The following is a 23,700-nucleotide window of genomic DNA, read 5'->3' as shown; positions in this document are numbered from 1 at the left end:
CACCCAAATCCCTATGCGCACAGACAGCCCTCAGACGATTTACCGCAAAGATTACACGCCGCCCAGTTTCCTGGTTGACAGCGTCGAACTTGGTTTCGATCTCGATCCCGCCCGCACAGTGGTGGCGAGCCGGATCCGCCTGCGCCACAACCCGGCCAGCGCCAGCCGCAGCATCGAATTGCATGGCGAACATATCGAACTGGTGATGGTGCGCCTGAATGGCAAGGTGCTGAAACCGTCGCAATACAAGCTGACGGCCAGCATGCTGACGATTCCCAAGGCCCCGGACGATGTGACGCTCGATATCGAAACCGTGCTGGCGCCGCAGGACAATACCTCGTTGTCCGGCCTGTACGTGTCGAACCATAACTTCTTCACGCAGTGCGAGGCGGAGGGCTTCCGCCGCATCACCTTCTTCCCGGACCGCCCGGACGTGATGGCCAAGTACACGGTCATGCTGCGCGCCGACAAGGACAAGTATCCCGTGCTGCTGTCGAACGGCAATCTGATCGAAGAGGGCGACCTGGGCGACGGCCGCCATTACGCCAAGTGGGAAGACCCGTTCAAGAAGCCATCCTACCTGTTCGCCCTGGTGGCGGCGCGCCTCGTGTGCCAGGAAGAGCGCTATACCCTGAAATCGGGCCGCGAAGTGCTGCTGCAGGTGTGGGTGGAAGACGGCAACCTCGATAAGACCGACTACGCCATGCAGTCGCTGAAAAACTCGATCCGCTGGGACGAGGAGCGCTTCGGCCTGGAGCTGGACCTGGACCGCTTCATGATCGTCGCCGTGGGCGACTTCAACATGGGCGCGATGGAAAACAAGGGCCTGAACATCTTCAACACCAAGTACGTGCTGGCCAATCCGCGCGTGGCGACCGATGTCGATTACGCCGGCATCGAAGCGGTGGTGGGCCACGAGTACTTCCACAACTGGACGGGCAACCGCGTGACGTGCCGCGACTGGTTCCAGCTGTCCTTGAAGGAAGGCCTGACGGTGTTCCGCGACCAGGAATTCTCGGCCGACATGATCGGCACGGACACGGGCCGCGCCGTCACGCGCATCGACCAGGTGCGCACCTTGCGCCAGGCGCAGTTCCCCGAGGACGCAGGACCGATGGCGCATCCCGTGCGCCCTGACTCCTTCGTCGAGATCAATAACTTTTATACCGTCACGATCTACGAAAAGGGCGCCGAAGTGGTGCGCATGTACCAGACCCTCGTGGGCCGCGACGGCTTCCGCAAGGGCATGGACCTGTACTTCGAGCGCCACGATGGCCAGGCGGTGCAGTGCGACGACTTCCGCGCCGCCATGGCCGATGCGAATGGCCGCGACTTCACGCAGTTCGAGCGCTGGTACAGCCAGGCCGGCACGCCCGTCGTCACGGCGTCCACGCGCTACGACGCGGTCAGCCGGACGTTCGAGCTGACCCTGGCGCAAAGCTGTCCCGCCACGCCGGGCCAGCCGGAAAAGCTGCCCTTCCACATTCCCGTCACCGTCGGCTTGCTGGGCGCGGATGGCCGCGACCTGCCGCTGCACGTCGATGGCGTGGCGACGAACGGCGCCACCAGCGTCGTGCTGGAACTGACCGAGGCGACGCAGACCTTCCGCTTCACGAATGTGGCGGAAGCGCCCGTGCCGTCGCTGCTGCGCGATTTCTCCGCGCCCGTGGTGCTGGAATACGACTACAGCGACGACCAGTTGCTGCACCTGTTCCGCCATGACAGCGACCCCGTGAACCGCTGGGAAGCGGGCCAGCGCCTGGCCATGGAGCGCTTGCTGAAACTGACGGGCGCGGTCGCCGCCGGCGCAACCCTGGCGCTGGACGACACCTTCATCGAAGCGCAGCGCGCCTTGCTGGTGGACGATACGCTGGACGCCGCCTTCCGCGAGCTAGCCTTGATCCTGCCGTCGGAAACCATCATCGCCGAGCGCATGGCGCAAGTCGATCCGCAGGCGATCCACGCGGCGCGCCAGTTCATGCGCCGCACCATCGCCGCCGCCCTGAAGCCTGAATTGCTGGCGCAATACCACGCCAACCAGACGCCGGGCGAATACAGCCCGGATGCGCTGTCGGCCGGCAAGAGGGCGCTGAAAAACCTGGCCCTGTCCTACTTGCTGATCGCCCCGGGCGAGCAGGAGCTGGCCCTGGCGCAGCAGCAGTTCGACAGCGCAGGCAACATGACGGACCGCGCGGCCGCGCTGGGCGCCCTGATCCATTCCGGTTCCACGACACACGCGCAGGCGGCGCTGGCCAGCTTCTATGCCGACTTCGAGAACGAGGCGCTGGTGGTCGACAAGTGGTTCGCCATGCAGGCCGCGGCGCCATCGACGGACGTGCAAGCCGTGCGCCAGCTGATGACGCATCCGGCCTTCACCCTGAAAAATCCGAACCGCGCGCGCAGCCTGATTTTCAACTTCACGAATGGCAATCCGTCGCAGTTCCACGCGGCGGATGGCAGCGGCTACGCCTTCTGGGCCGAGCAAGTCATCGCCCTCGACGCCCTGAATCCGCAAGTGGCGGCGCGCCTGGCCCGTTCCATGGACCGCTGGCGCCGTTACGTGCCCGCGCTGCAAGGCCACATGCGCGGCGCGCTGGAACAGGTCGCCGGCCAGGCCAGCCTGTCGAACGACGTGATGGAAGTGGTCAGCAAGGCGCTGGCCAACTAATTCCGGGGGCAGCCCCGCCGGGTCCGACCCCAGCTTTTTGCTGTCGGGTTGGGCCAGAAAAAATAATCACCAAAACAAAAGGGAATTCATGAAACGCATCAGTCTTACGCAATACCTGGTTGAAGAGCAGCGCTCGAACAACAGCATTCCGGCCGAACTGCGCCTGCTGATCGAAGTAGTCGCGCGCGCCTGCAAGACCATCAGCCACGCCGTCAGCAAGGGCGCGCTGGGCGAGGTGCTGGGCACGGCCGACACGGAAAACGTGCAGGGCGAGGTCCAGAAAAAGCTCGACATCATCTCCAACGAGATCCTGCTCGAGGCAAATGAATGGGGCGGCCACCTGGCGGCCATGGCGTCGGAAGAGATGGAATCGATCCATCCGATCCCGAACCGCTATCCGAAGGGCGAATACATGCTGCTGTTCGACCCACTGGATGGCTCGTCGAACATCGACGTCAACGTCTCGATCGGTACCATTTTCTCGGTGCTGAAGGCGCCGGAAGGCATGGCCGAACCGACGGAGCAGGACTTCATGCAGGCCGGCAGCAAGCAAGTGGCGGCCGGCTACGCCGTGTACGGCCCGCAAACCATGCTGGTACTGACCTTCGGCAATGGCGTGAACTGCTTTACCCTGGACCGCGAGATGGGTTCGTGGGTGCTTACGCAAAGCAATATGCAGATTCCTGCCACCACCAAGGAATTTGCCATCAACATGTCGAACGCGCGTCACTGGCATCCGCCCGTGAAGCGCTATGTCGATGAACTGCTGGCCGGCGACACGGGCCCGCGCGGCACCAATTTCAACATGCGCTGGATCGCCTCGATGGTGGCCGACGTGCACCGCATCCTGAACCGCGGCGGCATCTTCATGTACCCGGCCGACCTGCGCGACACCTCCATGCCGGGCAAGCTGCGCCTGATGTACGAAGCGAACCCGATGGCCTTCATCGTGGAGCAAGCCGGCGGCGCCGCCACCGACGGCCAGCAGCGCATCATGGACATCGCTCCGCACAAGCTGCACCAGCGCGTGCCCGTCTTCCTCGGCTCGAAGGACGAAGTGGCTCGCGTGACGGCTTACCACGCGGAGTAAACCCCGCACTTTTCCACGATTTTTGGCGGTCTGCAGCCGGGCCGCTAAAAAAAATGAAAAAAAGATCGCATTGACACTAGCAAATTTTGTGCATTGTTTGTAGAATGTGGGTCTTCGCCGTTGTAGCTCAGTTGGTAGAGCAGCACATTCGTAATGTGAAGGTCGCCAGTTCGATTCCGGCCAACGGCACCAAGTATTCGCAGTAGAAAAAAACCACCGCTCAAACGGTGGTTTTTTTTCGTCTGTCGCTTTGTCATGGCCCGCTTGCGCTGGCGGCGCTTCCGCTGCTGCCCGCCCGACCCAGCCCCGCTGGCGGGAATCGTTATTTCCAACAGGAATTTAAGTCTGGCCTTCAAGGTGTGGCAGCGCACGGTGGCGCACGGCGGGCGCGGTTAAGGTGGTGCCAACAGCTTGCTGCTGATCCCATGTTTGATATGGCTCAGCCCGGCAGCGTTTAGCCGCTTCTTCTGTCCCGGAAGCGAGGAGAATCATGATTCGGTCACGGCATCGAGCATGGTTGGATTTATTCACCATTAAAGGAAACCATCATGAACGCGATTGAAAAAGCCAGCTCCGACTTGAACGGCACGGCCCAGGATACCCGTCAGGATTTGCACCGCACCATCGACAAGGTGGCTGACCAGGCCCAGCCGCTCGTCGACAAGGTCGCCACACGCGCCCACGACGGCGTGGACCAGGTGGGTGAACGCATCGACCAGGTCAGCGACACCGTGTCCAAGGCATCCGAACGCCTGGTGGCGCGCGGCAAGCAGCTGGGTGCCGCCTGCCAGCGTGCCGGTGAAACGGGCCGCGATTATGTGCGCGAGCGCCCGGCCGTATCGCTGCTGATTGCGGCAGCGGCCGGTTATGGCTTGTCGAAGCTGCTGGGTTCGCGCAAGTAAGTCTCTTACGCGGCTCCGCAAGGTCTTTGTCGTGGGCGCTGGTCCGGTCTGCCATCACGGCGGGCCGGAGCAGCGCCCACGCGTACGAGGTAGGTGTAGCACGCAGTAGGAGGGTGGAAAATGCGCTCCATTTTGTTGTGGTTGATCGGTGTACCTATTCCCATCATTATTTTGATTGCCCTGTTCGTGCGCTGAATGAGGGAGTTGTAGCGTTACTTCCCGGGGCAGACTACTCACAGGAGATGTAATGGCTACCAACAAGAAAACGCCGTCCACGGACGGTGCGGGTTCCGTATTGAGCAGCATGTCCGGCCCATCCGAGACCGATCCGCCGCAAAGCCTGGGCAGCAACCATGCCGCGGCGCAGGCGCTGCTGAAGAAAGCGGCCGCCGGCCAGGCGCTGTCGGCCGCCATGCCCGATAATCCGAACGTCGCCGGCCAGTACGGCGAAGCGGCGCGCGCGCCGGCCGAGGGCGTGCATGTGGCGTCGGATGAAGCACTGGCCACGGCCAGCACGACGGGCGAGGCGACGCCTTCGCCGAAGGTGGGCGATGGCCAGCCCGCGCTGGGCGAGAATGCGCGCAACGCTTCGCTCGATGGCGCCCGCGCCGACGACAGCGGCTGCGTGCTGACGACGAACCAGGGCGTGCCCGTGGGCGACAACCAGAATTCGCTGAAGGCGGGTTTGCGCGGTCCCACCCTGATGGAAGACTTTATCTTGCGTGAAAAACTCACGCATTTCGACCACGAGCGCATCCCCGAGCGCGTCGTGCATGCGCGCGGTTCCGCCGCACACGGCTACTTCGAATGCTACAAGGAGCAAAGCAAGCTGACGCGCGCCGCGCCGTTCGCCAAGGCGGGCAAGCGCACGCCCGTCTTCGTGCGCTTTTCCACGGTGGCCGGCGAGCGCGGTTCGACCGACACGGCGCGCGACGTGCGCGGCTTTGCCGTGAAGTTTTATACGGACGAAGGCAACTGGGACCTGGTCGGCAATAATATTCCCGTCTTCTTCATCCAGGATGCGATGAAGTTCCCGGATCTCATCCACGCCGTCAAGCCCGAGCCGAACAACGGCATCCCGCAGGCGGCCAGCGCGCACGACACCTTCTGGGACTTCGCCTCGCTGTCGCCGGAAATCACGCACATGTTGATGTGGGTCATGTCCGACCGCGCCATCCCGCGCAGTTTCCGCATGATGCAGGGCTTTGGCGTGCATACCTTCCGTCTCGTGAATGCCAAGGGACAGTCCGTCTTCTGCAAGTTCCACTGGTCGCCCATGGCCGGCACGCATTCCCTCGTGTGGGATGAAGCCGTCAAGCTCAGCGGCGCCGATTCCGACTTCCACCGGCGCGACCTGTGGGAAGCCATCGAGTGCGGCGAGTATCCCGAATACGAGCTGGCCTTCCAGGTCTTCACGGAAGAACAGGCGGAGGCCTTCCCCTTCGACGTGCTCGACCCCACCAAGCTGATTCCCGAGGAACTCGTGCCCCTGATCCCGGTGGGGAAAATGGTCTTGAACCGCAACCCGGACAATTTTTTTGCCGAGACGGAGCAGGTGGCCTTCTGTACGGCGCACATCGTGCCCGGCATCGATTTTTCCAACGATCCCCTGCTGCAAGGCCGCATCCACTCGTATGTGGATACGCAGATCACGCGTTTGGGCGGCGCCAACTTCCATGAAATCCCCATCAACGCGCCGCTGGCACCGCTGCACAACAACCAGCGCGACGGCATCCACCGCCAGGCCATCAACCGCGGAAGGGTGGCGTATGAACCCAACTCGCTGGCGGGCGGCTGTCCCTTCCAGGCCGGGGCGAAGGGTTTCAACAGCTTTCCCGCCCCTGTCGAGGGCGACAAGGTGCGCGGCAAGCCCGAGAAGTTCGCCGAGCACTATGCACAGGGGCGGCTGTTCTGGATCAGCCAGACGCCCGTCGAGCAGGATCATATCGTGCATGCCTTCCGCTTTGAGCTGAGCAAGGTGCAGACGGTGGCCATCCGCCAGCGCGTCGTCGCCATGCTGCGCAACGTCGATGAAACCTTGGCGCAGCGCCTGGCCGATGGCCTGGGCCTGGCCTTGCCGCCGGCCATGCCGCTCGCTTCCATGCTGCCCATGCCCAGCTATCCGCCGTCGCCGGAACTGTCGCTCTTTTTCCGACCAGGCAAGACGGGCATCCACACTCTGCGCGTGGCCATCCTCGTGGGGCCGGGCAGCGATGGCGCGCAGGTGCGCAATATCTATGCGTCCCTCCTGGCCGACGGCGCCGTGCCGCGCCTGGTGGGCAGCCACCTGGGCAAGGTCGACACGAGCGGCGGCGCACCGCTGGCCGTGGAGATATCGCTGGAAACCGGGCCGTCCGTGCTGTTCGATGCCGTCGTGATTCCCGACGGGCAGGGTGCCGTGCAGCAGCTGGGCAGCGACGCCAACGCGCTCGATTTTCTGCGCCTGCAATACCGCCACTGCAAGCCGATGCTGGCCGTCGGCGCGGGCAAGGGCTTGCTGGACCAGGCTGGCGTGCCGACGACTTTGCCGGACGGCAAACCTGACCCTGCCATCTTTGTCGTCCCGTCCGGCGACGTCGTGAAAGCCGTGGCTGCCTTCAAGAAGGCGCTGGCGGCGCACCGGGCGTTTGCGCGCGAGACGGACCCGCCCAGGGTGTGATGCAGGGCGCCGGCGTGCTGTCCTGGCGGGGTGGCGGCTGGCTGTCGCCCCGCTGGCGGCATCATGTCGTCGTATTTCTGTTGTAGACTCGGCATCCTTGGCTTCCTTTCTTTTCTCTTGGAGCCTTACCATGGATGACGACATGAAAATTGATGCAAGCACCGTCCGGCGGCTGCGCACGGAGCGCGCCTGGTCGCAGGAGCAATTGGCGGCCAGCGCCGACGTGAGCCTGCGCACGATACAGCGGGTCGAGGCCGACGGCAGCGCTTCCAATGAGACGCGCATGGCGCTCGCCGCCGTGTTCGGCATCGACGTGCGTGCGCTGTCGCTGCGTGAACGGGCGCCGCAGGACAGCCCGGTGCCGGTGGCGGCATGCTCTGGCGCCGCTTCCGTGCGCCATCGTGCCGCTGCCTGGCTGGCCCTGCCGGCGGCGGGCGCCGCGCTGTTGTCCGCCTCGGGCTTGCTCCCGCCCGTGGTCATGCCGCTGGCATGCATGCTGGCCATCGCCGCCGCCCTGTATGCGGGCCTGGGCTGGTACTTTTCCGGGCAGGCTGCGCTGGCGACGCCTGCCCGCCGCACGGTGCAATTCGGCTTTGTCTTCGGCGCCCTGGCCCTGCTGTTTGCCAGCTTCAGCGCAACGCCGCGCGCCTTCGCCGTGCTCAGCTTGCAAATGACGCTGTTCGCCTGTGTCATCCGCTACCTGGCCGACTGGTATTTTTCGCGCAGGCGCGAGCGCAGCGGTGCCGCGAAAGCGGGAACGTGAGCGGCTGGACGACGCCTCGCAACAATGTAAACAATGAAAACCTCCTGCGGTGATATGCTGCGCATGAGAACTGTTCATTTGCAACTGTTTGCTTAACAGCAGCAAAACAGCAGAGAACGGTTTCAGCAAACCAGATCGCGATTGCCGCATGGACAAGTACACACCACGGACCTGGGGGCCGGGCGAACGCCCGACCTTGCCCGGGTCGCCATCGATGCCTGAACACCCGACGCCCAGGCGCGTCGCGTATTTCATCGTCGGCCTGATCGTCGCGCTGACGGGGGGATTGGGCAATGGCCTGGTGACGGCCAACTTGCTGAACCTGCAAGGTTCGCTGGGCGCGTATGCCTACCAGATGCAGTGGCTGCCGGCCGCCTACGTGATGACCATCGTCTCCATGAATCTGCTGCTGGTGAAATTCCGCCAGCAGTTCGGCCTGCGCCTGTTCACGGAAGCATTCCTGGTGTTGTATGCGCTCGTCACCTTTGCCCACCTGTATGCCAACAGCCTGTCGTCGGCGATTGCCGTGCGGGCCGCGCATGGCATGGTGGGGGGCGCGCTGGGCGTGCTGGGACTGTACTACACCTTGCAAGCCTTCCCTGCCAGGCACCGCCTGAAGGGCGTGGTGCTGGGCCTGGGCTTTGCCCAGCTGGCCTTGCCCCTGGCGCGCATCTTCACGTCCGAATTGCTGCAGATCGGCGAGTGGCACGGCCTGTACCTGTTCGAGCTGGGACTGGCCCTGCTGGCGCTGGGCTGCGTGCTGGCCCTGAAACTGCCGCCCGGCGACCGCATGCAGACCTTCGAGCCGCTCGACTTCCTCACCTTCATCCTGTTCGCGCCCGGCATGGCCCTGCTGTGCGCCGTGCTGGCGCAGGGACGCACGGCGTGGTGGATGGATTCCGAATGGGTCGGCGTCTGCCTGGCCGCATCCATCGTGCTGATCGCCGCCGCGCTGGCCATCGAACATAACCGCGCGCGTCCGCTGCTCAACACGCGCTGGCTCACCACGGGCAAGATCGCCAAGCTGTTCCTGTCCGTGCTGCTGTTTCGCATCGTGCTGTCCGAGTCGACGGGGGCCGTGGGCTTCCTGCAGGCGCTGGGCCTGAACACGGACCAGATGCAGAACCTGTTCATCGTGGTATTGCTGGGCAGCGTGGCGGGCCTGGTGGTCAGCGCCCTGACGATCAACCCGGCGACCCTGAACCGCTCGCTGATGTTCGCGCTGCTGCTGATCGCGGCCGGCGCCCTGATCGATGCGCACGCCACCAGCCAGACGCGCCCCGTCAACATGTACGTGAGCCAGTTCCTGCTGGCCTTCGGCGGCACGTATTTTCTCGGCCCCACCATGGTGGCCGGCATGGGTGCCGTGATCGCCGAACCGCGCAACCTGGTGAGTTTTTCCGTGATGTTTACCATGACGCAGAATCTGGGCGGCCTGCTCGGTTCGGCCATCGTCGGCACCATCCAGACGGCGCGCGAAAAATACCATTCCAGCTACCTGGTCGAGCACCTCACCATGCTCGACCCGCAGGTGGCGGCGCGCGTGCAGTCGGGCGCGGCCGGCTATGGCGGCGTGCTGATGGACCCCACCTTGCGCAGCGCCGAAGGCGTGGCGCGCCTGGGCGCCATCGCCACGCGGGAAGCCAACGTCCTCGCCTACAACGATGTTTTTTTGATGATCGCCGGCGTCGCCCTCGCCACCTTGCTGTGGATGCTGGTCAGCCAGTTCTGGACCCGCATCACCATTGGCGCGCGGCGCCTGGTCGGCCCCGTGCGCGACGCGCAGACGGCCATGTCCATCGTCCCCATTACCAATTCGGAACCGAGCAATGACAGACAATAACACCACGCCTCCCGCCGCCACGCCAGCCCCCGCAGCACCGTCCGCGCCGGCACCTGCGCCGGCATCCACGCCGCCGCAGCCGGACCGCCGCCACCAGTGGCTGTCCGCGCTGGCCTTTGCCGCGGTGGCTTTGGTGGGCGTGCTGATCGTGCTGTATGCGTGGCGCCTGCCGCCGTTCACCAGTCCCATCGTGACGACGGAAAACGCCACCGTGCGGGGCCAGGTGACCATCATCGGCACGCAGCTGTCCGGCTACGTGGTGGAGGTGACGGTGCAGGATTTCATGGACGTCAAGGAAGGCCAGCTGCTGGTGCGCATCGACGACCGCATCTACCAGCAGCGCTACGAGCAGGCGCAGGCCCAGCTGGCGGCGCAGCAGGCGGCGCTGTCGAACTGGGCGCAGCAGAAGGCCAGCGCGGAAGCCGGCATCGCCGTCAGCCAGGCGGTGATGGCGAATGCGGAAGCGCAGGCGCGCAAGGCCAGCGCCGACTTGAACCGCGTGGAGCAGCTGGTGGCCGACGGTTCGCTGTCGCAGCGCGAGCACGACCAGTCGCGCGCCGCGCAGGCGCAGATGGCTGCCGCGCTGGCGCAGGCGCGGGCCAACCTCGACATCGCCCAGCAAAGCGCGCATTCCGTGGTGGTGAACAAGCAGGCGCTGGAAGCGGCGGTGGCGAACGCGCAGGCGGCTGTCAAGGCGGCGAAGATCGACCTCGATAACACGCGCATCGTGGCGCCGTCCGATGGGCAATTGGGCCAGGTGACGGTGCGCCAGGGCGCCTACGTGAATTCGGGCGCGCAGCTGATGGCGCTGGTGCCGCGCCAGATGTGGGTGATCGCCAATTTCAAGGAAACGCAGATGAATGGCGTGCAGGAAGGGCAGAGCGCCACCTTCCACGTCGACGCCCTCGATGGCGCCGTGCTGACGGGACAGGTCGAGCGCATCTCGCCGGCCACGGGCTCCGAGTTTTCCGTGCTGCCGGCCGATAATGCGACGGGCAACTACCTCAAGATCGCCCAGCGCATCCCCGTGCGCATCCGCATCGATCCGGGCCAGGCGAATGCGCGCCGCCTGGTGCCGGGCATGTCGGTGGTGGTCAGCGTCGATACTTCCGCCGTGCTGAATGATTCGGCGGAAAATCCCGCACCGCCGCCGCCCCCGCCGAAGAAGGCGCCCGCGAAGGCCAAGCCATGAGACGCCGCCCATTGCTGATTGCCGCTGCGCTGGCGCTGGCAGGCTGCGCTGCCAAGGCTCCGCCGCAGCCTGCGTCGACCCTGCAGCTGCCGTCCGGCTGGCGCGCGCCGGCCGCCGGCGCGCCTGCGCCGGATGCCGCTTCCAGCGGCGCGCATGTCGAGCAGCTGTGGTGGCAGGCGTTCGGCGACCCGGTGCTGAGCGACCTGGTGGGCGAGGCGCTGGCGCGCAATGGTGACTTGCGCGTGGCGCGCGCCCGCGTGCAGGAATACCGCGCACGCCTGGCGCAGGCCGATGCCAACCGCGCGCCGAACCTGGCTTTCGACGGCTCGCCCACGCGCACGCGCACCCTGGCCTACAACGGCGTGCCCTACGTGACGAATGTCTTCCAGGCCGAGCTGCAGGCCAGCTATGAAATCGACGTGTGGGGCCGGCTGGCGAAACTCAGCGATGCGGCGGGCGAGAGCTACCGCGCCGAGCAGGCCAGCCTCGATGCGGCGGCCCTGTCGATTGCCGCCAGCGTGGCCACGGCCTACCTGAATCTGCGCGGCCTCGATGCGCAGCTGGAGCTGACGCAATCGACCCTGCAGCTGCGCGAACAGTCGCGCGAGCTGGCGCGCAAGCAGTTCGAGGTGGGCTACAGCTCGCGCCTGGAATGGCTGCAGGCGCAATCGGAATACCATGCGGCGGCCGAGCAGGTGCCGCAATTGCAGCGGCAGATCTTCGAGCAGGAAAACGCGCTTGCCGTGCTTGTGGGCGGCAATCCCGGTCCCATCGCGCGCGGCATGCCGCTGGCGCAACTGAGTGCTCCGGCCGTGCCGGCGGGACTGCCATCGGAGCTGCTGCGCCGGCGGCCCGACATCGCGCGCGCGGAACACAACCTGGCGGCGGCGAATGCCAGCCTGGCGGCCACGCGCGACCAGCTGCTGCCTTCGTTCAAGCTGACGGCGGCAGGCGGCGGCCAGGCCACGACCTTGACCGACTTCCTGCACGCGCCCACGGCCCTGTGGCGGCTGACGGCACTGGCGGCCGGCCCCCTGTTCGATGGAGGGCGGGTGCAGGCGCAGACGGATGCGGCGGGCGCGCAGCGCGACCAGCTCGTGTACGCATATGAAAACGTGGTGCGCAATGCCTTCGCCGAAACGGAAAACAGCCTGGGCGCCATCTACCGCCTGCAGCAGCAAGCCGTGGAAAACGATGCGCGCCGCGCCACCGCCGCCGAAACGCTGCGCATCGCGCATAACCGCTACCGCAACGGCTACGCCTCCTACCTGGAGGAACTCGATGCACAGCGCACGCTGTACAGCGCCGACGTGGGCCTGCTGCAACTGAAAACGCGCATCCTCGTCTCCTGCGTCGACCTGTACCGCGCCATGGGCGGCGGCTGGCAAGCCAGCGCGCCGTAGCGCCGGCGTGCCCGGCGCGACGTCCGGCGGCGGCCAGTGTAATATCCTCACCTGGGAAAGCGGCGGCATGGTGCCAGCTGCTCCCATCACGAACGAACGAGGTCGCGGCATGACGATTTTTGGCATAGGCATCCACATATTGATCGCAGTTTTCTTTGCGGTTCACGTGGTGCGCAACGGGCAGCAGCTGTACTGGCTGCTCATTTTATTCATGTTTCCTCTGCTGGGCAGCGTGGTGTATTTCTTCGCCATCTACCTGCCCAACTCGCGCCTGCCGCAAGGGGCGCGCAAGGTGGCGTCCGTAGCCGTGCAGGTGCTGGACCCGAACCGCGAACTGCGTGAGGCGAAAGCGGCATTCGAGTACACGCCGACGGCGCAGAACCAGATGCGCCTGGCCAGCGCGCAGCTGGAAGCGGGCAATCCGCAGGAGGCGGCGGCGACGTATGAAGCTTGTCTGCAGGGCGCGTTTTCATCGGACCTGGAAATTCGCCTCGGCGCGGCGCGCGCCTACCTGGAGTGCGAACGCGGTGCCGAAGCGCTGACGCACCTGGCATTCATCCGCCGCAGCGACATCCATTTTCGTCCCGAGATGGTGTCGCTGCTGACGGCGCGCGCGCTGGCGCAAAGCGGGCGCCAGGCGGAGGCCAAGGCGGAATTCGACGATGCGCTGACGCGCCATGGCAGTTTCGAGTGCCGCGCCGAATACGCGATCTGGGCGCTGCAGCAGGGCGACAAAGTGCTGGCCGAGCGCCTGTGCGCGGACATCGACAGCGCCATGGCCCGTTGGAGCAGCCATACGCGCTCGATGTATGCACCGCTGCTGGCGCGCCTGGAGGCGGCGCGCCGATAGCTGGCTAGCGTGGGGTCAGACCCGGCGGGTCTGACCCCATTAAACGCCAGGCACCGTATTCTTGCCTTCTACCAGCTTGTACCCCTTGCCATCGAAGGCATAGCGCGCGTGGCCGTTCAAGGACGTGGCGACGCGCGGCGGGTCCTGGTCCGGCTTGACGGTGACACCGGGCTTGATTTTCTCGGACGCGCCCTTGAAATCGATCAGCAGGTCATCGTAGGCGCCGCCAGCGCGCGCGGGGGCGAAGCGCCAGCTTCCTTCAACCATCCAGCATTCATCCATCTCCGGCGTGCAGGCGCCCATATTGTCCGAGTACAGGTCGATGCCGCCGTCGAGCGCAGTGACCTTGCCGTCGCCGATCTCGAACAGCGCCAGTTGCGTGATCGTGTAGCCCTGGCCCGTGTAGCCGTGGCGGATCGCCAGGCCCGGCTTGTTCGCGCCCAGTGTGACCCAGTGGACTTCTCCGAGCTGGCCCGACGAGCCCAGGGCGGCAATGTTTTCCAGCCGTTTTTCAACCTTCCACTGGCCGTCGCCCGGCTGGCCCTTGGGCGCCAGGAAAAAGACATTCAGCAGTCCCGACGAAGCATGCGCCGATTCGGCCGTGCCTTCCGTATTGGCCGTTTCCGCATTCGCCACGAGGATGGCACGGCCGTCGGGCAGCAGCCTGTGGCTGACGGCACTGACGACATAACTGAGCTTGTCGATGTGATTGTCCGGATCGGACAGGTCGGCCAGCGCATCGTCGCTGTCGCTGCGGTAGTCCTTGCCGAAGACGGCGCGCATCATGCCCGCTTCGCGTTCGCGCGCCTGCGGCGTGTTCATCTCTTCCGTCTTCGGCGCGGTGGCGGACGGCGGCGGCGCGGCGTCTGTCGAGGCGCTGTCGTCAGCGGCCGCAGGGGCGCTGGCCGCCACGTCGGCTGCCGTGTCGGTCACGGGGGCGGAAGCGGTTTTGTCCGAACAGGCGCCGAGCAGGGTACAGGCCAGTATCAGGGCGAGCGGGTTGCGGTAATTCATAGGCAGGGCAGATTGCGTTCATTGTGAATGGGCGCAGTATGCCAGATAGATGGAAGCGAGGGAGCGCGGCCTGCCGGCCGGTCCTTCGCTTCCTTGCCCGCGGGGGGCGATTTTGCAGACAAGGGCGGCGCTTATTTTTCCAGCACCACCTGCTCATCGCGCCGCGCCGGCGCCTTGTGGCGGCGCAGTTTCGCCATGCCGCGCTTGAGCAGGTGTTCCAGGTCGTCGATGTAGGTGAAGACGGCCGGCACCACCAGCAGGCTGAGTAAAGTCGAGGTGATCAGGCCGCCGATGACGGTGATGGCCATCGGTGAGCGGAAGCTGGGGTCGGCGCCCCAGCCCAGCGCCAGCGGCATCATGCCGGCGCCCATGGCGATCGTCGTCATCAGGATGGGACGGCTGCGCTTGTGGCAGGCGTCGACCAGGGCGTCGAAGCGGTTCATGCCCGCCTGGCGCGCCAGGATGGCATAGTCGACCAGCAGGATCGAGTTCTTCGTGACGATCCCCATCAGCATGATCAGGCCGATCATCGACGGCATCGACAGGGCGCTGCCCGTGATCAGGAGTGCCACGAAGGCGCCGCCGATCGACAGCGGCAAGGCCGCCAGGATGGTCATCGGCTGCATGAAGTCCTTGAACAGCAGCACCAGCACGCAGTAGATGCACAGCACGCCGATCAGCATGGCCAGGCCGAAGCTGGCGAACAGCGACGCCATCTCCTGCGCGTCGCCCAGTTCCGCGATCTTCACGGATGGCGGCAGGTTCTTCATCGATGGCAGGGCGCGCGCTTCCTCGTTCAGCTCCCCGAGCGTGCGCGAGCCGAGTTCCACGTCCAGGGTCACGTTGCGGCTGCGGTTCAGGCGGTCGATCTGCGCCGGGCCGCTTTCCATCGTCACGGTGGCCACGTTCGCCAGGCGCACGGGGCCATTCTTGCCGGGCACGGTCAGGCGTTCGATGGCGGCTAGGTCGGCGCGCACGCTGTCGGGCAGTTTCACGCGGATCGGCACCTGGCGCTCCGGCAGGTTCATCTTCGTCAGATCCGTATCGTAGTCGCCGGCCGTGGCTACGCGCACGGTCTCGCCGATGGCCGCCGCCGTCACGCCCAGGTCCGCCGCCCTGGCAAAATCAGGACGCACGATGATTTCCGGGCGCACCAGCGAGGCGCTGGAATTGACGTTGCCGATGCCTTTCAGACCGCGCAGCTCGCGCTCGACCTTTTGCGCCGCTTCCATCAGCGCCACCGGGTCTTCCGAGCGCAGCACCAGCTGCATCTTGACGCCCGTGTCGGGCGGCCCTACCGTGAAGCGGGCGCCGGGAATCGCATCGAGCTTGTGGCGCAGCTGTGTTTCCAGGCCGGCCATCGATTCCTTGCGCTCCGTGCGGTGTACGGTGGTCAGGGTCAGCACGGCGCGGCGCGCCTCGGCCGCCGCGCCGGGGGCAAAGGCGTCGCCGCTGGAGCCGCCGCCGACCGAACTGAAGACGCCCCGGATGCCGGGAATCTGCATGGCCGCATTGCGCGCCATCGCGGCCACGGCCTGCGTCTCGGCCAGGGTGGAGCCGGGCGGCAGCTCCAGGTTGATCTGCGTCTGCGCGCGGTCGGCGGCCGGCACGAAGCCGGTCGGCAGCAGCGGCACGAGCGCGATGGAGCCGACAAAGAACAGGGCCGAGGCGATGGCCGTGATGCCGCGGTGTTTCAGGCACCAGCGCATGACGCGCAGGTAGCGCGTCATCAGCCAGCTGTCCTTTTCTTCCTTGTGCGGCAGCGGCTTCAAGATGTACGCCGCCATCATCGGCGTGAGCAGCCGCGCCACCACCAGGGAGGCCAGCACGGCCAGCACGGCGGTCCAGCCGAACTGCTTGAAGAACAGGCCGGGAATGCCGCTCATGAAGGCCGTCGGCAGGAATACGGCCACCAGCGCGAAGGTGGTGGCGATCACCGCCATGCCGATTTCGTCGGCCGCTTCCATGGCCGCTTCCATGGGCGACTTGCCCATGCGCAGATGGCGCTCGATGTTTTCGATTTCCACGATGGCGTCGTCGACCAGCACGCCGACCACCAGGGCCAGCGACAGCAGTGTCACGGTATTGAGCGTGTAGCCGAACCAGTAGATGCCGAGGAAGGCCGGCATCACGGACAGGGGCAGGGCGGCGGCGGCCACGAGGGTGGCGCGCCAGTCGCGCAGGAACCACCACACCACGAGCACGGCCAGCAGCGCGCCTTCGTACAGCAGCTCCATCGAGCCGTCGAAGTTTTCCTCGACGGGAAAGGCATTGTCGATCGACTGCTGCAGCACCACGCTGGGGTTTTCCTTCTGCAGGTCGGCGATGGCGGCGCGCGCGCCCTTGGCGACGGCCACTTCGCTGGCGCCCTTGGTGCGGAATACTTCGAAGGCGACGACGGTCTTGCCATCCTGCTCGGCCAGCGCGCGCGGCTCGGCGATGGTGTCGCGCACGGTGGCGACCTGCTCCAGGCGCACGTGGCGCCCGTCCGGCAGGGGAATGTCGATCTTCGACAGTTCATCGGCCGTCTTGACGGTGGCGATGGTGCGCACCGACTGTTCGGCGCCGCTGACGTCGCCCCGGCCGCCGGGCGCTTCGCGCTGCACCAGGCGCAGCTGGCGCGACACGTCCAGCGCGGACACCTTCAGCGCAGCCATGCGCGCTTCGTCGAGCTCCACCTGGATTTCGCGGTAGACGCCGCCCACGCGGTTGACGGCGCCCACGCCGGGCACCGTCAGCAGGCGCTTGGCCACCGTGTTGTCGACATACCAGGACAGGTCGGGCGCGTCGAGCGGATTGTCGACGCCGGGTTTCGCCGTGGCGATGAAGGTCAGCACGACCCTGCCGGCCGTCGATGCCTTGGTGACGGTGGGGTCGCGCAGCTCGGCCGGCATGTCCGCCTTGACGCGAGCGACGGCGTCGCGCACATCGTTGACGGCTTCGGCGATCTGCTTTTCCAGGATGAATTCGACGGTCACGGTGACCACGCCGTCGAGTACCTTGGTGTAGATGTTTTTCACGCCTTGCAGGGTGGCGACGGAGTCCTCGATCTTGCGCGCCACTTCCGTTTCCAGCTGCGCCGGCGCGGCGCCCGGCAGCACGGCGCTGACGGTGACGATGGGCAGTTCGATGTCGGGGAAATCCTGCACCGGATTGGCCTTGTAGGCCAGCAGCCCGGCCAGGGTCAGCAGCGCGAACAGCATGATGGCCGGGATCGGGTTCTTGATCGAGAGGGAGGAAAAATTCATGGCCTCTCCTTACTTTTTCGCTGCCTGGGCGACGGCAGGCTTGGCCGGTGCTGCCGCTGGTGCGGCGACATTGCGTACCAGGTCGCCGTCATTGAGGAAGCCGGCGCCGCTGACGACGATGGTGGTGTCGGCCGTGATGCCACCCAGGATCTCGATGCGGTCCGTCAGGCGGCGGCCCGGCTGTACCTTGATCTGGCTGACCCGCTGGTCGGGGTTGAGGCGGAAGACATAGCTGAAGCCATCGCGCACGGCGATGGCCTGCTGCGGCACGGTCAGCGCGCCCGAGGTGCCCAGTTCGAATTGCCCGCTGGCGTACATGCCGGCCTTGAACGGGGCATTCGTGCCCGTGCTGGCCGGCAGGTCCACGTAGACGAGGGCCGAGCGGGTCTGCGGGTCGACGGTGGGGGCGATCATGCGCACCTTGCCCGTCAGGACGCTGCCATTGGCCGCCTTCACCTGCGCCAGGGTGCCCGGTTTCAGGTTCAGCAGCTCGGTGGCCGTCACTTCGGCACGCCATTCCAGGCGGCCCTGACGGATCATGCGGAACAGTTCCGTGCCAGCGCCCACGACGGAACCGACGGTGGCCGAGCGCGAGGAGATGATGCCGCTGTCGGGCGCCACCACCTGCGTGTACTTCAGGCGCAGCTGCTGCGAGGCCAGCTGCGCCTTGGCCGAGGCGATGCGGGCGTTGGCCGTCTGTTCGGCCGTCAGGTACTGGCTGATCTGCTGCGCGCTGATGGCGCCCGTGCTTTGCAGCGAGCGGGCGCGCTGCGCGTTGGCGGCCGCCTCAAGGGCATTCGCTTCCGCTTCCAGCACGGCCGCTTTCGTCTGCGCCACGTCCGCGTTCACCGTGTCGTTGGAGAACACGGCCAGCACCTGGCCGGCGCGCACGACGTCGCCCACGTTCACGCGCACTTCGGTGAGGCGCAGGCCGTTCGATTCGCTGCCGATGACGGCTTCCTGCCAGGCGGCCACGTTGCCGTTGGCGCTCAGCTTGATGGGCAGGCTGGCCGTCTGCGGCTTGGCCGTGGTGACGGTCAGTGCAGGCTTTTGCGCCGCTTTCTTGTCTTTGGCGTCGTCAGCCGCCGTGGATGACGGCGAGTACAGGGTCACGCCGGCACCCAGTGCCAGGCAGAGGGTGGCCAGCGCGAATGCCATCGGTTTCAGGGTCAGTCTTTTCATGTTGTCGTATCCGTCAGGGGGCGTTGGTGGCGATGGCGTTGTTGTTGGTGTTGTCGGCGCTGCTGCTGTTCCAGCCGCCGCCGGCGGCGCGGTACAGCGCCACCCAGGCGGCGCTGCGTTCGCGCTCCAGGTTGACCACCGTGTTTTCGGCGGCCAGGCGCGTGCGGCGCGCGTCTTCCAGTTCGATCAGGCTGGCCAGGCCGTTCTTGTAGCGGTCTTCCGTGGCGACAAACGAGACGCGGTAGCCGGCCAAAGCCGTCTGTGCGTGGCCGCTGCGTTCTTCCGTGCTGGCCAGGTTGACCAGCGCTTCCTCGACTTCGCGCACGGCCTGGCGCACGCCGGCACGGTACTTCACCACGGCTTCGTCGTAGCGGGCCGTGGCGGCGGCTATCTGTGCGCGGCGCGTGCCGCCGTCGAAGATGGGCAGGCTGACGGCCAGCGGGCCGATGCTCCAGGTGCTGGCCGTGATGCTGGTGCCGCCGGCGCGGATATTGCCCTTGCCGATGGAGCCGGCCAGGCTCAGGCGCGGATAGCGCTGCGCCTGCGCGCCGCGCACCTCAAAGCTGGCGGCCGCCACTTCGCGCTCGGCGCTGTAGATGTCGGGGCGCTGGCCCAGGGTCTGTGCAGGCAGGTCGGCGATCGCCACGGGCGAGGGCAGTATGGCGGGGCTGGCGGCCAGCTTCCCGCGCAAGGCGTCTTCCGGCATGGCCGACAGGGCTACCAGGGCTTTTACGCTGACGTCGCAGGCGGCGCGCTGCTCGATGGCGCGGCTGGCACCTTCGGCGGCGCTGGCGCGGGCCAGGGCCGCATTGGCGGGCGGCTGGAAGCCGGCACCGGCGCTCAGCTCCGTCAGGCGCGCCGAATCGCGGCGCGAGACGGCATCCTGTTCGGCCACTGCCTGCAATTGCTGGCAGGTGCGCAAGGCGTAATACTGGTTCGCCACTTCGGCCGCGACGGAGACGCGCGCATCGTGCCACTGCGCGCGGGCGCTGTCGTAGCGTTCCTGCGCCGCGTCGCGCGTGGCGCGGTTGGCGCCAAAGACGTCGATTTCCCACGATGCCTGCAGCGCCGCCTGCGAGGTGGTGCCTCCGGGCTGCGCCGATTGCTGGCTGGTGCGCACCACGCTGCCCGTGGCGTCCAGGGTGGGCGCCAGCGCGGCGCCGCTGGCGACCCTGTCCGCGCGGGCCTGCGCGATGCGCGTGCCGGCGGCGGCGATGGTGGGACTGACCTGCTGCGCATCGGTGATCAGCTCGACCAGCAGGCTGTCGCCCTGGTGCTGCCACCAGCTGGCCAGGTCCGTGAGGCTGCCGTTATGCGGCAGCGGCGCCTGCCACTGTGCGGGCGCGCTGGCGGCCACGGCGGCAGGTGGCCCCTGCAGCGCGCAGCCGCCCAGGGCCAGCGCGATGCTGGCAGCGAGGGCGCGTTGAACGGCGTATCGGCTGATCGTCAGGCTAATCGTCATGCTGGTCCTTGTGCTTGTCGTTGAGCGGGTGTGGTGTGGATGAAGGGGGCGCGAGGCGCCGGCGTTCCACCTCGGCCATGGCCAGTGCATAGTCGGTCATGCGTTCCAGCCAGGTGGCGATGGCGTGCGGGGATTCCAGCAACTGTGGGCGCAGGGTCTGCAGCACTTCGGCGCCGACCATGTGCTGCAGGGCCAGCGAGGCGATGGAAAACGCCAGCCGGTGCATGTCGTCGCTGTCGCCGGCGACGCCAAGGTGGCGCGCCAGCACGCGCGTGAGCGCCTCATGTTCGGGGCGGATGTTCTGGTCGATCTCGCGCGCCCACAGGCCCGTCGGTTCGAGCATTTCGCGGCACCACAGGCGCATGCAGTCGCGCGCGATCTCGCCCTGCTGCATGGGCGCGAGCAGTTGCGCGTAAAAGCCTTCCAGGCTTTGGCGCAGGGTGAAATGGGGCTGGTCGTACAGGGCGATATTGTCCTGCGGGTCCGCCGACTGCTGGGCGAAGGCGGCGCGGTACAGGCCCGCCTTGTCGCCAAAATAATAGCTGATGGCGGCCGCATTCGTGCCGGCCGCCTGCGCCAGTTCGCGCGTGGATGTCTTGGCGTAGCCTTGTTCGGCAAACAGGCGGATGGCGCTATGCAGCAGGCGCTCGCGCGACTGCTCGCCATCGGAGCGTGGCTTGCGTCCGTCATCGGCATGGGGTGTGGAGGAAATGTTTTTTTCAATCATGCCGGAGATTTAATCACATATCTCAAACGATTGATATAACTAAATCGCTTGATTTAGTTAGTGTTCAATTTGGCTACTGTTCACGTCTGGCGGATGCATTCACCATCCGGCGCAGCAACATCGAACACCACCGTCGCGAGCGGATGGGCATGGTGGCCGAGAAGCGCAACCGTGCTCCAGCACGGTGAGCATCACCGGCCGCAAGGCGCACCGCGCAGCGGGTTGGGTTCGATGGCCACCAGACAAAAAAAAGCCCGCGTACCTTGCGGCGCGGGCTGAATCCAATGTTCGGAGAACGAATTGGAGGAGACAGTTCTACTATAGCGCTAAAAATGGTGCAGTGCAATACAGTAGAACTACGGTGTCGATCCGTCCAGGATGTCAAAAAATCATGTTGTGCGCGCTCGGCCTCAGGACTTGCTGCGCAAGGCCAGGGTAAACGTGCTGCCGGAACCATAGTCGCTGTTGAAGAACAGGGCGCCGCCGATGGCGTTGGCCAGGTTCTGGCACAGGTACAGGCCCAGTCCCGCCCCTTCCACGTGGCGCGTGGAGGTGGAATCGAGTTGCGAGAAGGCCTGGAACAGCTTGGCCTGGTCCTCTTCCTTGATGCCGGCGCCGCTGTCGGCGATGCTCATTTCCGTCACCTGCACGCCATCTTCCTCGCGCTGGGCCAGGCTGATGCGCACCGTGCCCTGTTCCGTGAACTTGATGGCATTGTTGAGCAGGTTGATGAGGATTTGCGTCAGGGCGCGGCGGTCCGTGTCGATGATGGCGGGCGCCTGGTGGGGCTCGCCCAGCTCGATTTCCAGCGCCAGGCCCTTTTGCTGGGCCAGCGGACGCAGGGTGTCGGCCACTTCGGCCATCAGTTCCTGGCAGTGCACGGGTTCGATCGACAGGGTCAGCTTGCCCGCCTCGATCTTGGCCACGTCGAGGATGTCGTTGATCAGCGAGAGCAGGTGGCGCGCGCTGGCGCGGATGGTGTTGAGCTGTTTGTCCTGGTCGGACGTCAGGGGGCCGGGCAGTTTCATCAGCAGCGCGCCCGTGAAGCCGATGATGGCGTTGAGCGGCGTGCGCAGCTCGTGCGACATGTTGGCGATGAAGGCCGACTTCATGCGGCTCGCTTCGGCCAGTTCCAGGTTTTTCAGGGCGATTTCGCGGTTGATGGTTTCCAGTTCCGCCGCATGGTGCGCCAGGCGCATGTTCAGTTCGATCACCTGGCGTTCGCGCGCCTGCAGTTCGCCGTTGACCTGCACCGCCTGTTCGTAGGTGGAGATCAGCAGGTCGAGGATTTGCTGGCGTTCCGCATTGATGAAGTGCTTCTGGTCGCCCAGGTACAGCGCGATGCCGATTTCGACATTCTGGTTCTTGCGCAGCTTCTGGTTCATCAGCATGTGGCTGATGCGGTTGAGCAGGTAGTCTTCCGCGTACGGCTTGCGGATGAAATTGTCGGCGCCGCACTCGATGCCGCGGATGATGTCCTTCGGGTCGTTGAGCGAGGTGACGAGGATCACGGGGATGTCGCGCAGGGTCGGATCGGACTTGATGGCGCGGCACAGGTCGTAGCCATTCATTTCCGGCATGACGATATCGGACAGCACCAGGTGCGGCTTGCGTTCGCGGATGGCGGCCAGGGCCAGCTGGCCGTTGGCCGCCACGCGCGCGTTGTAGTGCAGGGACTGGATCAGGCGGCGCAAGCGTTCCGCCTGGGTCGGACTATCCTCGACGATCAGGATCTCGATTTCATCCGGCTTGATTTGGTTGTTGGAGTCCACAGACCTCTCCTAGAATTCAGGGTATATGATGCTGGGCGCAGTGGGCGCGCAATATCGACATCATGTGACTATATCGGATTTAGGTCTGTAAAAGTAACTTCCAAGTAACTATTTTGGCCCCAAGGGAATGATGTGGCCGCTTGTCAATTTTCGCCCTGGAATTGCCCCGCCCGGTAGGTCAGCACGAGCGTGTCGCGGTGCCCATGTTCGCCGACAGGCTGGATCGGCGTCGACTCATGGATGACGGCCGCATCGTCGAGCAGCAGCAGCGACCACGGCTCGGTGAGCGTAAAACGCTTGCCGTTGGGGCCATCGGCTTCGAAGATGCGCGTCTCGCCGCCCTTGATCTGCTCGCGCCCGATCAGCAGCACGGCGACGAAATCGACGCCGTCGCGGTGCGCGCCCTCCGGCGTGGGGCGGCCGATGCCGTCCGTGGTGTCGATGCGGAACTGGTGCGCCTCGATGAACCACGGCTGCTGCCCCTTGACCTGGGAGCAGGCGTCGCCCAGCGCGCGGATCAGCTGCTGCCAGGCCGCCTGCGCCACGATGGCTGGCTCGATCGGCTCGAACAGGCGGTGCATGCCGCCGTGCAGGGCGTTGTATTCGACCGGCTGCCAGTGCGGACGGTGCGCCGTCTGCGTCAGACGCTCGCCGTCCTGCACGAAGCACGAGTGGCGCCGGCGGCGATAGCGGCCGCCATCCTTCAGGTAGTTGTCCAGCGCCAGCGTGTCCCAGCTGCCTTCCAGCGCGCGCAGCGCGGCGAGCGGGCAGCCGGCCAGCGCAGCCACGTCCTGCGGGCGCAGGACGGCATAGCCGTCATCGCGCAAGGCTTCCTTGACGTGGGACGGGTCGGTAAAGATCGGTGCGGAAGTGCTCATGGCGGTGCGGGCCGCAACGCGGCCGGTATCAGTTTATCCAGCCTGGC

At 65.8% G+C, this 23,700-nt stretch carries 16 protein-coding genes and 1 tRNA gene; 10 read left to right on the top strand and 7 right to left on the bottom strand.

Annotated elements, in window-relative coordinates; all coding sequences use genetic code 11:
* Window positions 1–13 precede the first annotated feature (13 nt).
* From pepN to EBS11_RS07030, 10 genes are all read left to right on the top strand, one after another.
* A complete protein-coding gene (gene pepN / locus EBS11_RS07075; protein WP_290601602.1) occupies window positions 14–2,668 on the top strand; it encodes an aminopeptidase N in 2,655 nt (884 codons plus the stop codon).
* A gap of 88 nt (window positions 2,669–2,756) precedes the next feature.
* Window positions 2,757–3,758 carry a class 1 fructose-bisphosphatase gene (locus EBS11_RS07070; protein WP_290601600.1) on the top strand — a complete coding sequence of 334 codons (1,002 nt, stop codon included), beginning with the start codon at window positions 2,757–2,759 and terminating at the stop codon, window positions 3,756–3,758.
* Window positions 3,759–3,874: 116 nt separating this feature from the next.
* Window positions 3,875–3,950, top strand: a tRNA-Thr gene (locus EBS11_RS07065).
* 356 nt (window positions 3,951–4,306) lie between these two features.
* Window positions 4,307–4,660, top strand: a complete 354-nt coding sequence (locus tag EBS11_RS07060) for a hypothetical protein (RefSeq protein ID WP_290601598.1) — start codon at window positions 4,307–4,309, stop codon at window positions 4,658–4,660.
* A gap of 247 nt (window positions 4,661–4,907) precedes the next feature.
* Entirely contained in the window at window positions 4,908–7,319 is a 2,412-nt protein-coding gene (locus EBS11_RS07055; protein ID WP_290601597.1) for a catalase, read from the top strand.
* A 142-nt stretch (window positions 7,320–7,461) separates the two neighbouring features.
* Window positions 7,462–8,082, top strand: a complete 621-nt coding sequence (locus tag EBS11_RS07050) for a helix-turn-helix transcriptional regulator (protein WP_290601595.1) — start codon at window positions 7,462–7,464, stop codon at window positions 8,080–8,082.
* A gap of 148 nt (window positions 8,083–8,230) precedes the next feature.
* Window positions 8,231–9,925 carry an MFS transporter gene (locus EBS11_RS07045; protein WP_290601593.1) on the top strand — a complete coding sequence of 565 codons (1,695 nt, stop codon included), beginning with the start codon at window positions 8,231–8,233 and terminating at the stop codon, window positions 9,923–9,925.
* A complete protein-coding gene (locus tag EBS11_RS07040; RefSeq protein WP_290601591.1) occupies window positions 9,912–11,117 on the top strand; it encodes an HlyD family secretion protein in 1,206 nt (401 codons plus the stop codon). Before EBS11_RS07045 ends, EBS11_RS07040 begins: the two co-directional genes overlap by 14 nt.
* Window positions 11,114–12,520 (top strand): efflux transporter outer membrane subunit, encoded by a 1,407-nt coding sequence (locus EBS11_RS07035; protein ID WP_290601589.1) that lies wholly within the window; start codon window positions 11,114–11,116, stop codon window positions 12,518–12,520. The genes EBS11_RS07040 and EBS11_RS07035 overlap by 4 nt, the downstream gene beginning before the upstream one ends.
* A gap of 139 nt (window positions 12,521–12,659) precedes the next feature.
* Entirely contained in the window at window positions 12,660–13,370 is a 711-nt protein-coding gene (locus EBS11_RS07030; protein ID WP_290601587.1) for a tetratricopeptide repeat protein, read from the top strand.
* 39 nt (window positions 13,371–13,409) lie between these two features.
* Here the strand turns inward: EBS11_RS07030 and EBS11_RS07025 are convergent, their stop codons facing one another.
* The 7 genes from EBS11_RS07025 to EBS11_RS06995 form a co-directional block, all read right to left on the bottom strand.
* Complete coding sequence (locus EBS11_RS07025; RefSeq protein ID WP_290601585.1) at window positions 13,410–14,384, bottom strand: hypothetical protein; 975 nt, start codon at window positions 14,382–14,384, stop codon at window positions 13,410–13,412.
* A gap of 131 nt (window positions 14,385–14,515) precedes the next feature.
* On the bottom strand, window positions 14,516–17,632 hold the full coding sequence (locus EBS11_RS07020) for an efflux RND transporter permease subunit (protein ID WP_290601583.1): 3,117 nt from the start codon (window positions 17,630–17,632) through the stop codon (window positions 14,516–14,518).
* A 9-nt stretch (window positions 17,633–17,641) separates the two neighbouring features.
* Window positions 17,642–18,814, bottom strand: coding sequence for an efflux RND transporter periplasmic adaptor subunit (locus tag EBS11_RS07015; RefSeq protein ID WP_290601581.1), 1,173 nt, complete (start codon window positions 18,812–18,814; stop codon window positions 17,642–17,644).
* Window positions 18,815–18,827: 13 nt separating this feature from the next.
* On the bottom strand, window positions 18,828–20,276 hold the full coding sequence (locus tag EBS11_RS07010) for an efflux transporter outer membrane subunit (RefSeq protein ID WP_290601579.1): 1,449 nt from the start codon (window positions 20,274–20,276) through the stop codon (window positions 18,828–18,830).
* Window positions 20,266–21,003: a CerR family C-terminal domain-containing protein gene (locus EBS11_RS07005; RefSeq protein ID WP_290601578.1), complete on the bottom strand. Its 738-nt coding sequence runs from the start codon at window positions 21,001–21,003 to the stop codon at window positions 20,266–20,268. The genes EBS11_RS07010 and EBS11_RS07005 overlap by 11 nt, the downstream gene beginning before the upstream one ends.
* Window positions 21,004–21,413: 410 nt before the next feature.
* Window positions 21,414–22,775: a response regulator gene (locus EBS11_RS07000; protein ID WP_290601576.1), complete on the bottom strand. Its 1,362-nt coding sequence runs from the start codon at window positions 22,773–22,775 to the stop codon at window positions 21,414–21,416.
* A 143-nt stretch (window positions 22,776–22,918) separates the two neighbouring features.
* Window positions 22,919–23,653: a 2OG-Fe dioxygenase family protein gene (locus EBS11_RS06995; RefSeq protein ID WP_290601574.1), complete on the bottom strand. Its 735-nt coding sequence runs from the start codon at window positions 23,651–23,653 to the stop codon at window positions 22,919–22,921.
* Between the last annotated feature and the right edge of the window lie 47 nt (window positions 23,654–23,700).

The organism is Janthinobacterium sp., assembly GCF_009923995.1.
Taxonomy (GTDB): domain Bacteria; phylum Pseudomonadota; class Gammaproteobacteria; order Burkholderiales; family Burkholderiaceae_D; genus Janthinobacterium.
Note: the sequence above shows the minus strand (reverse complement) of the source record. Positions and strands in the feature narration are given on the sequence as shown.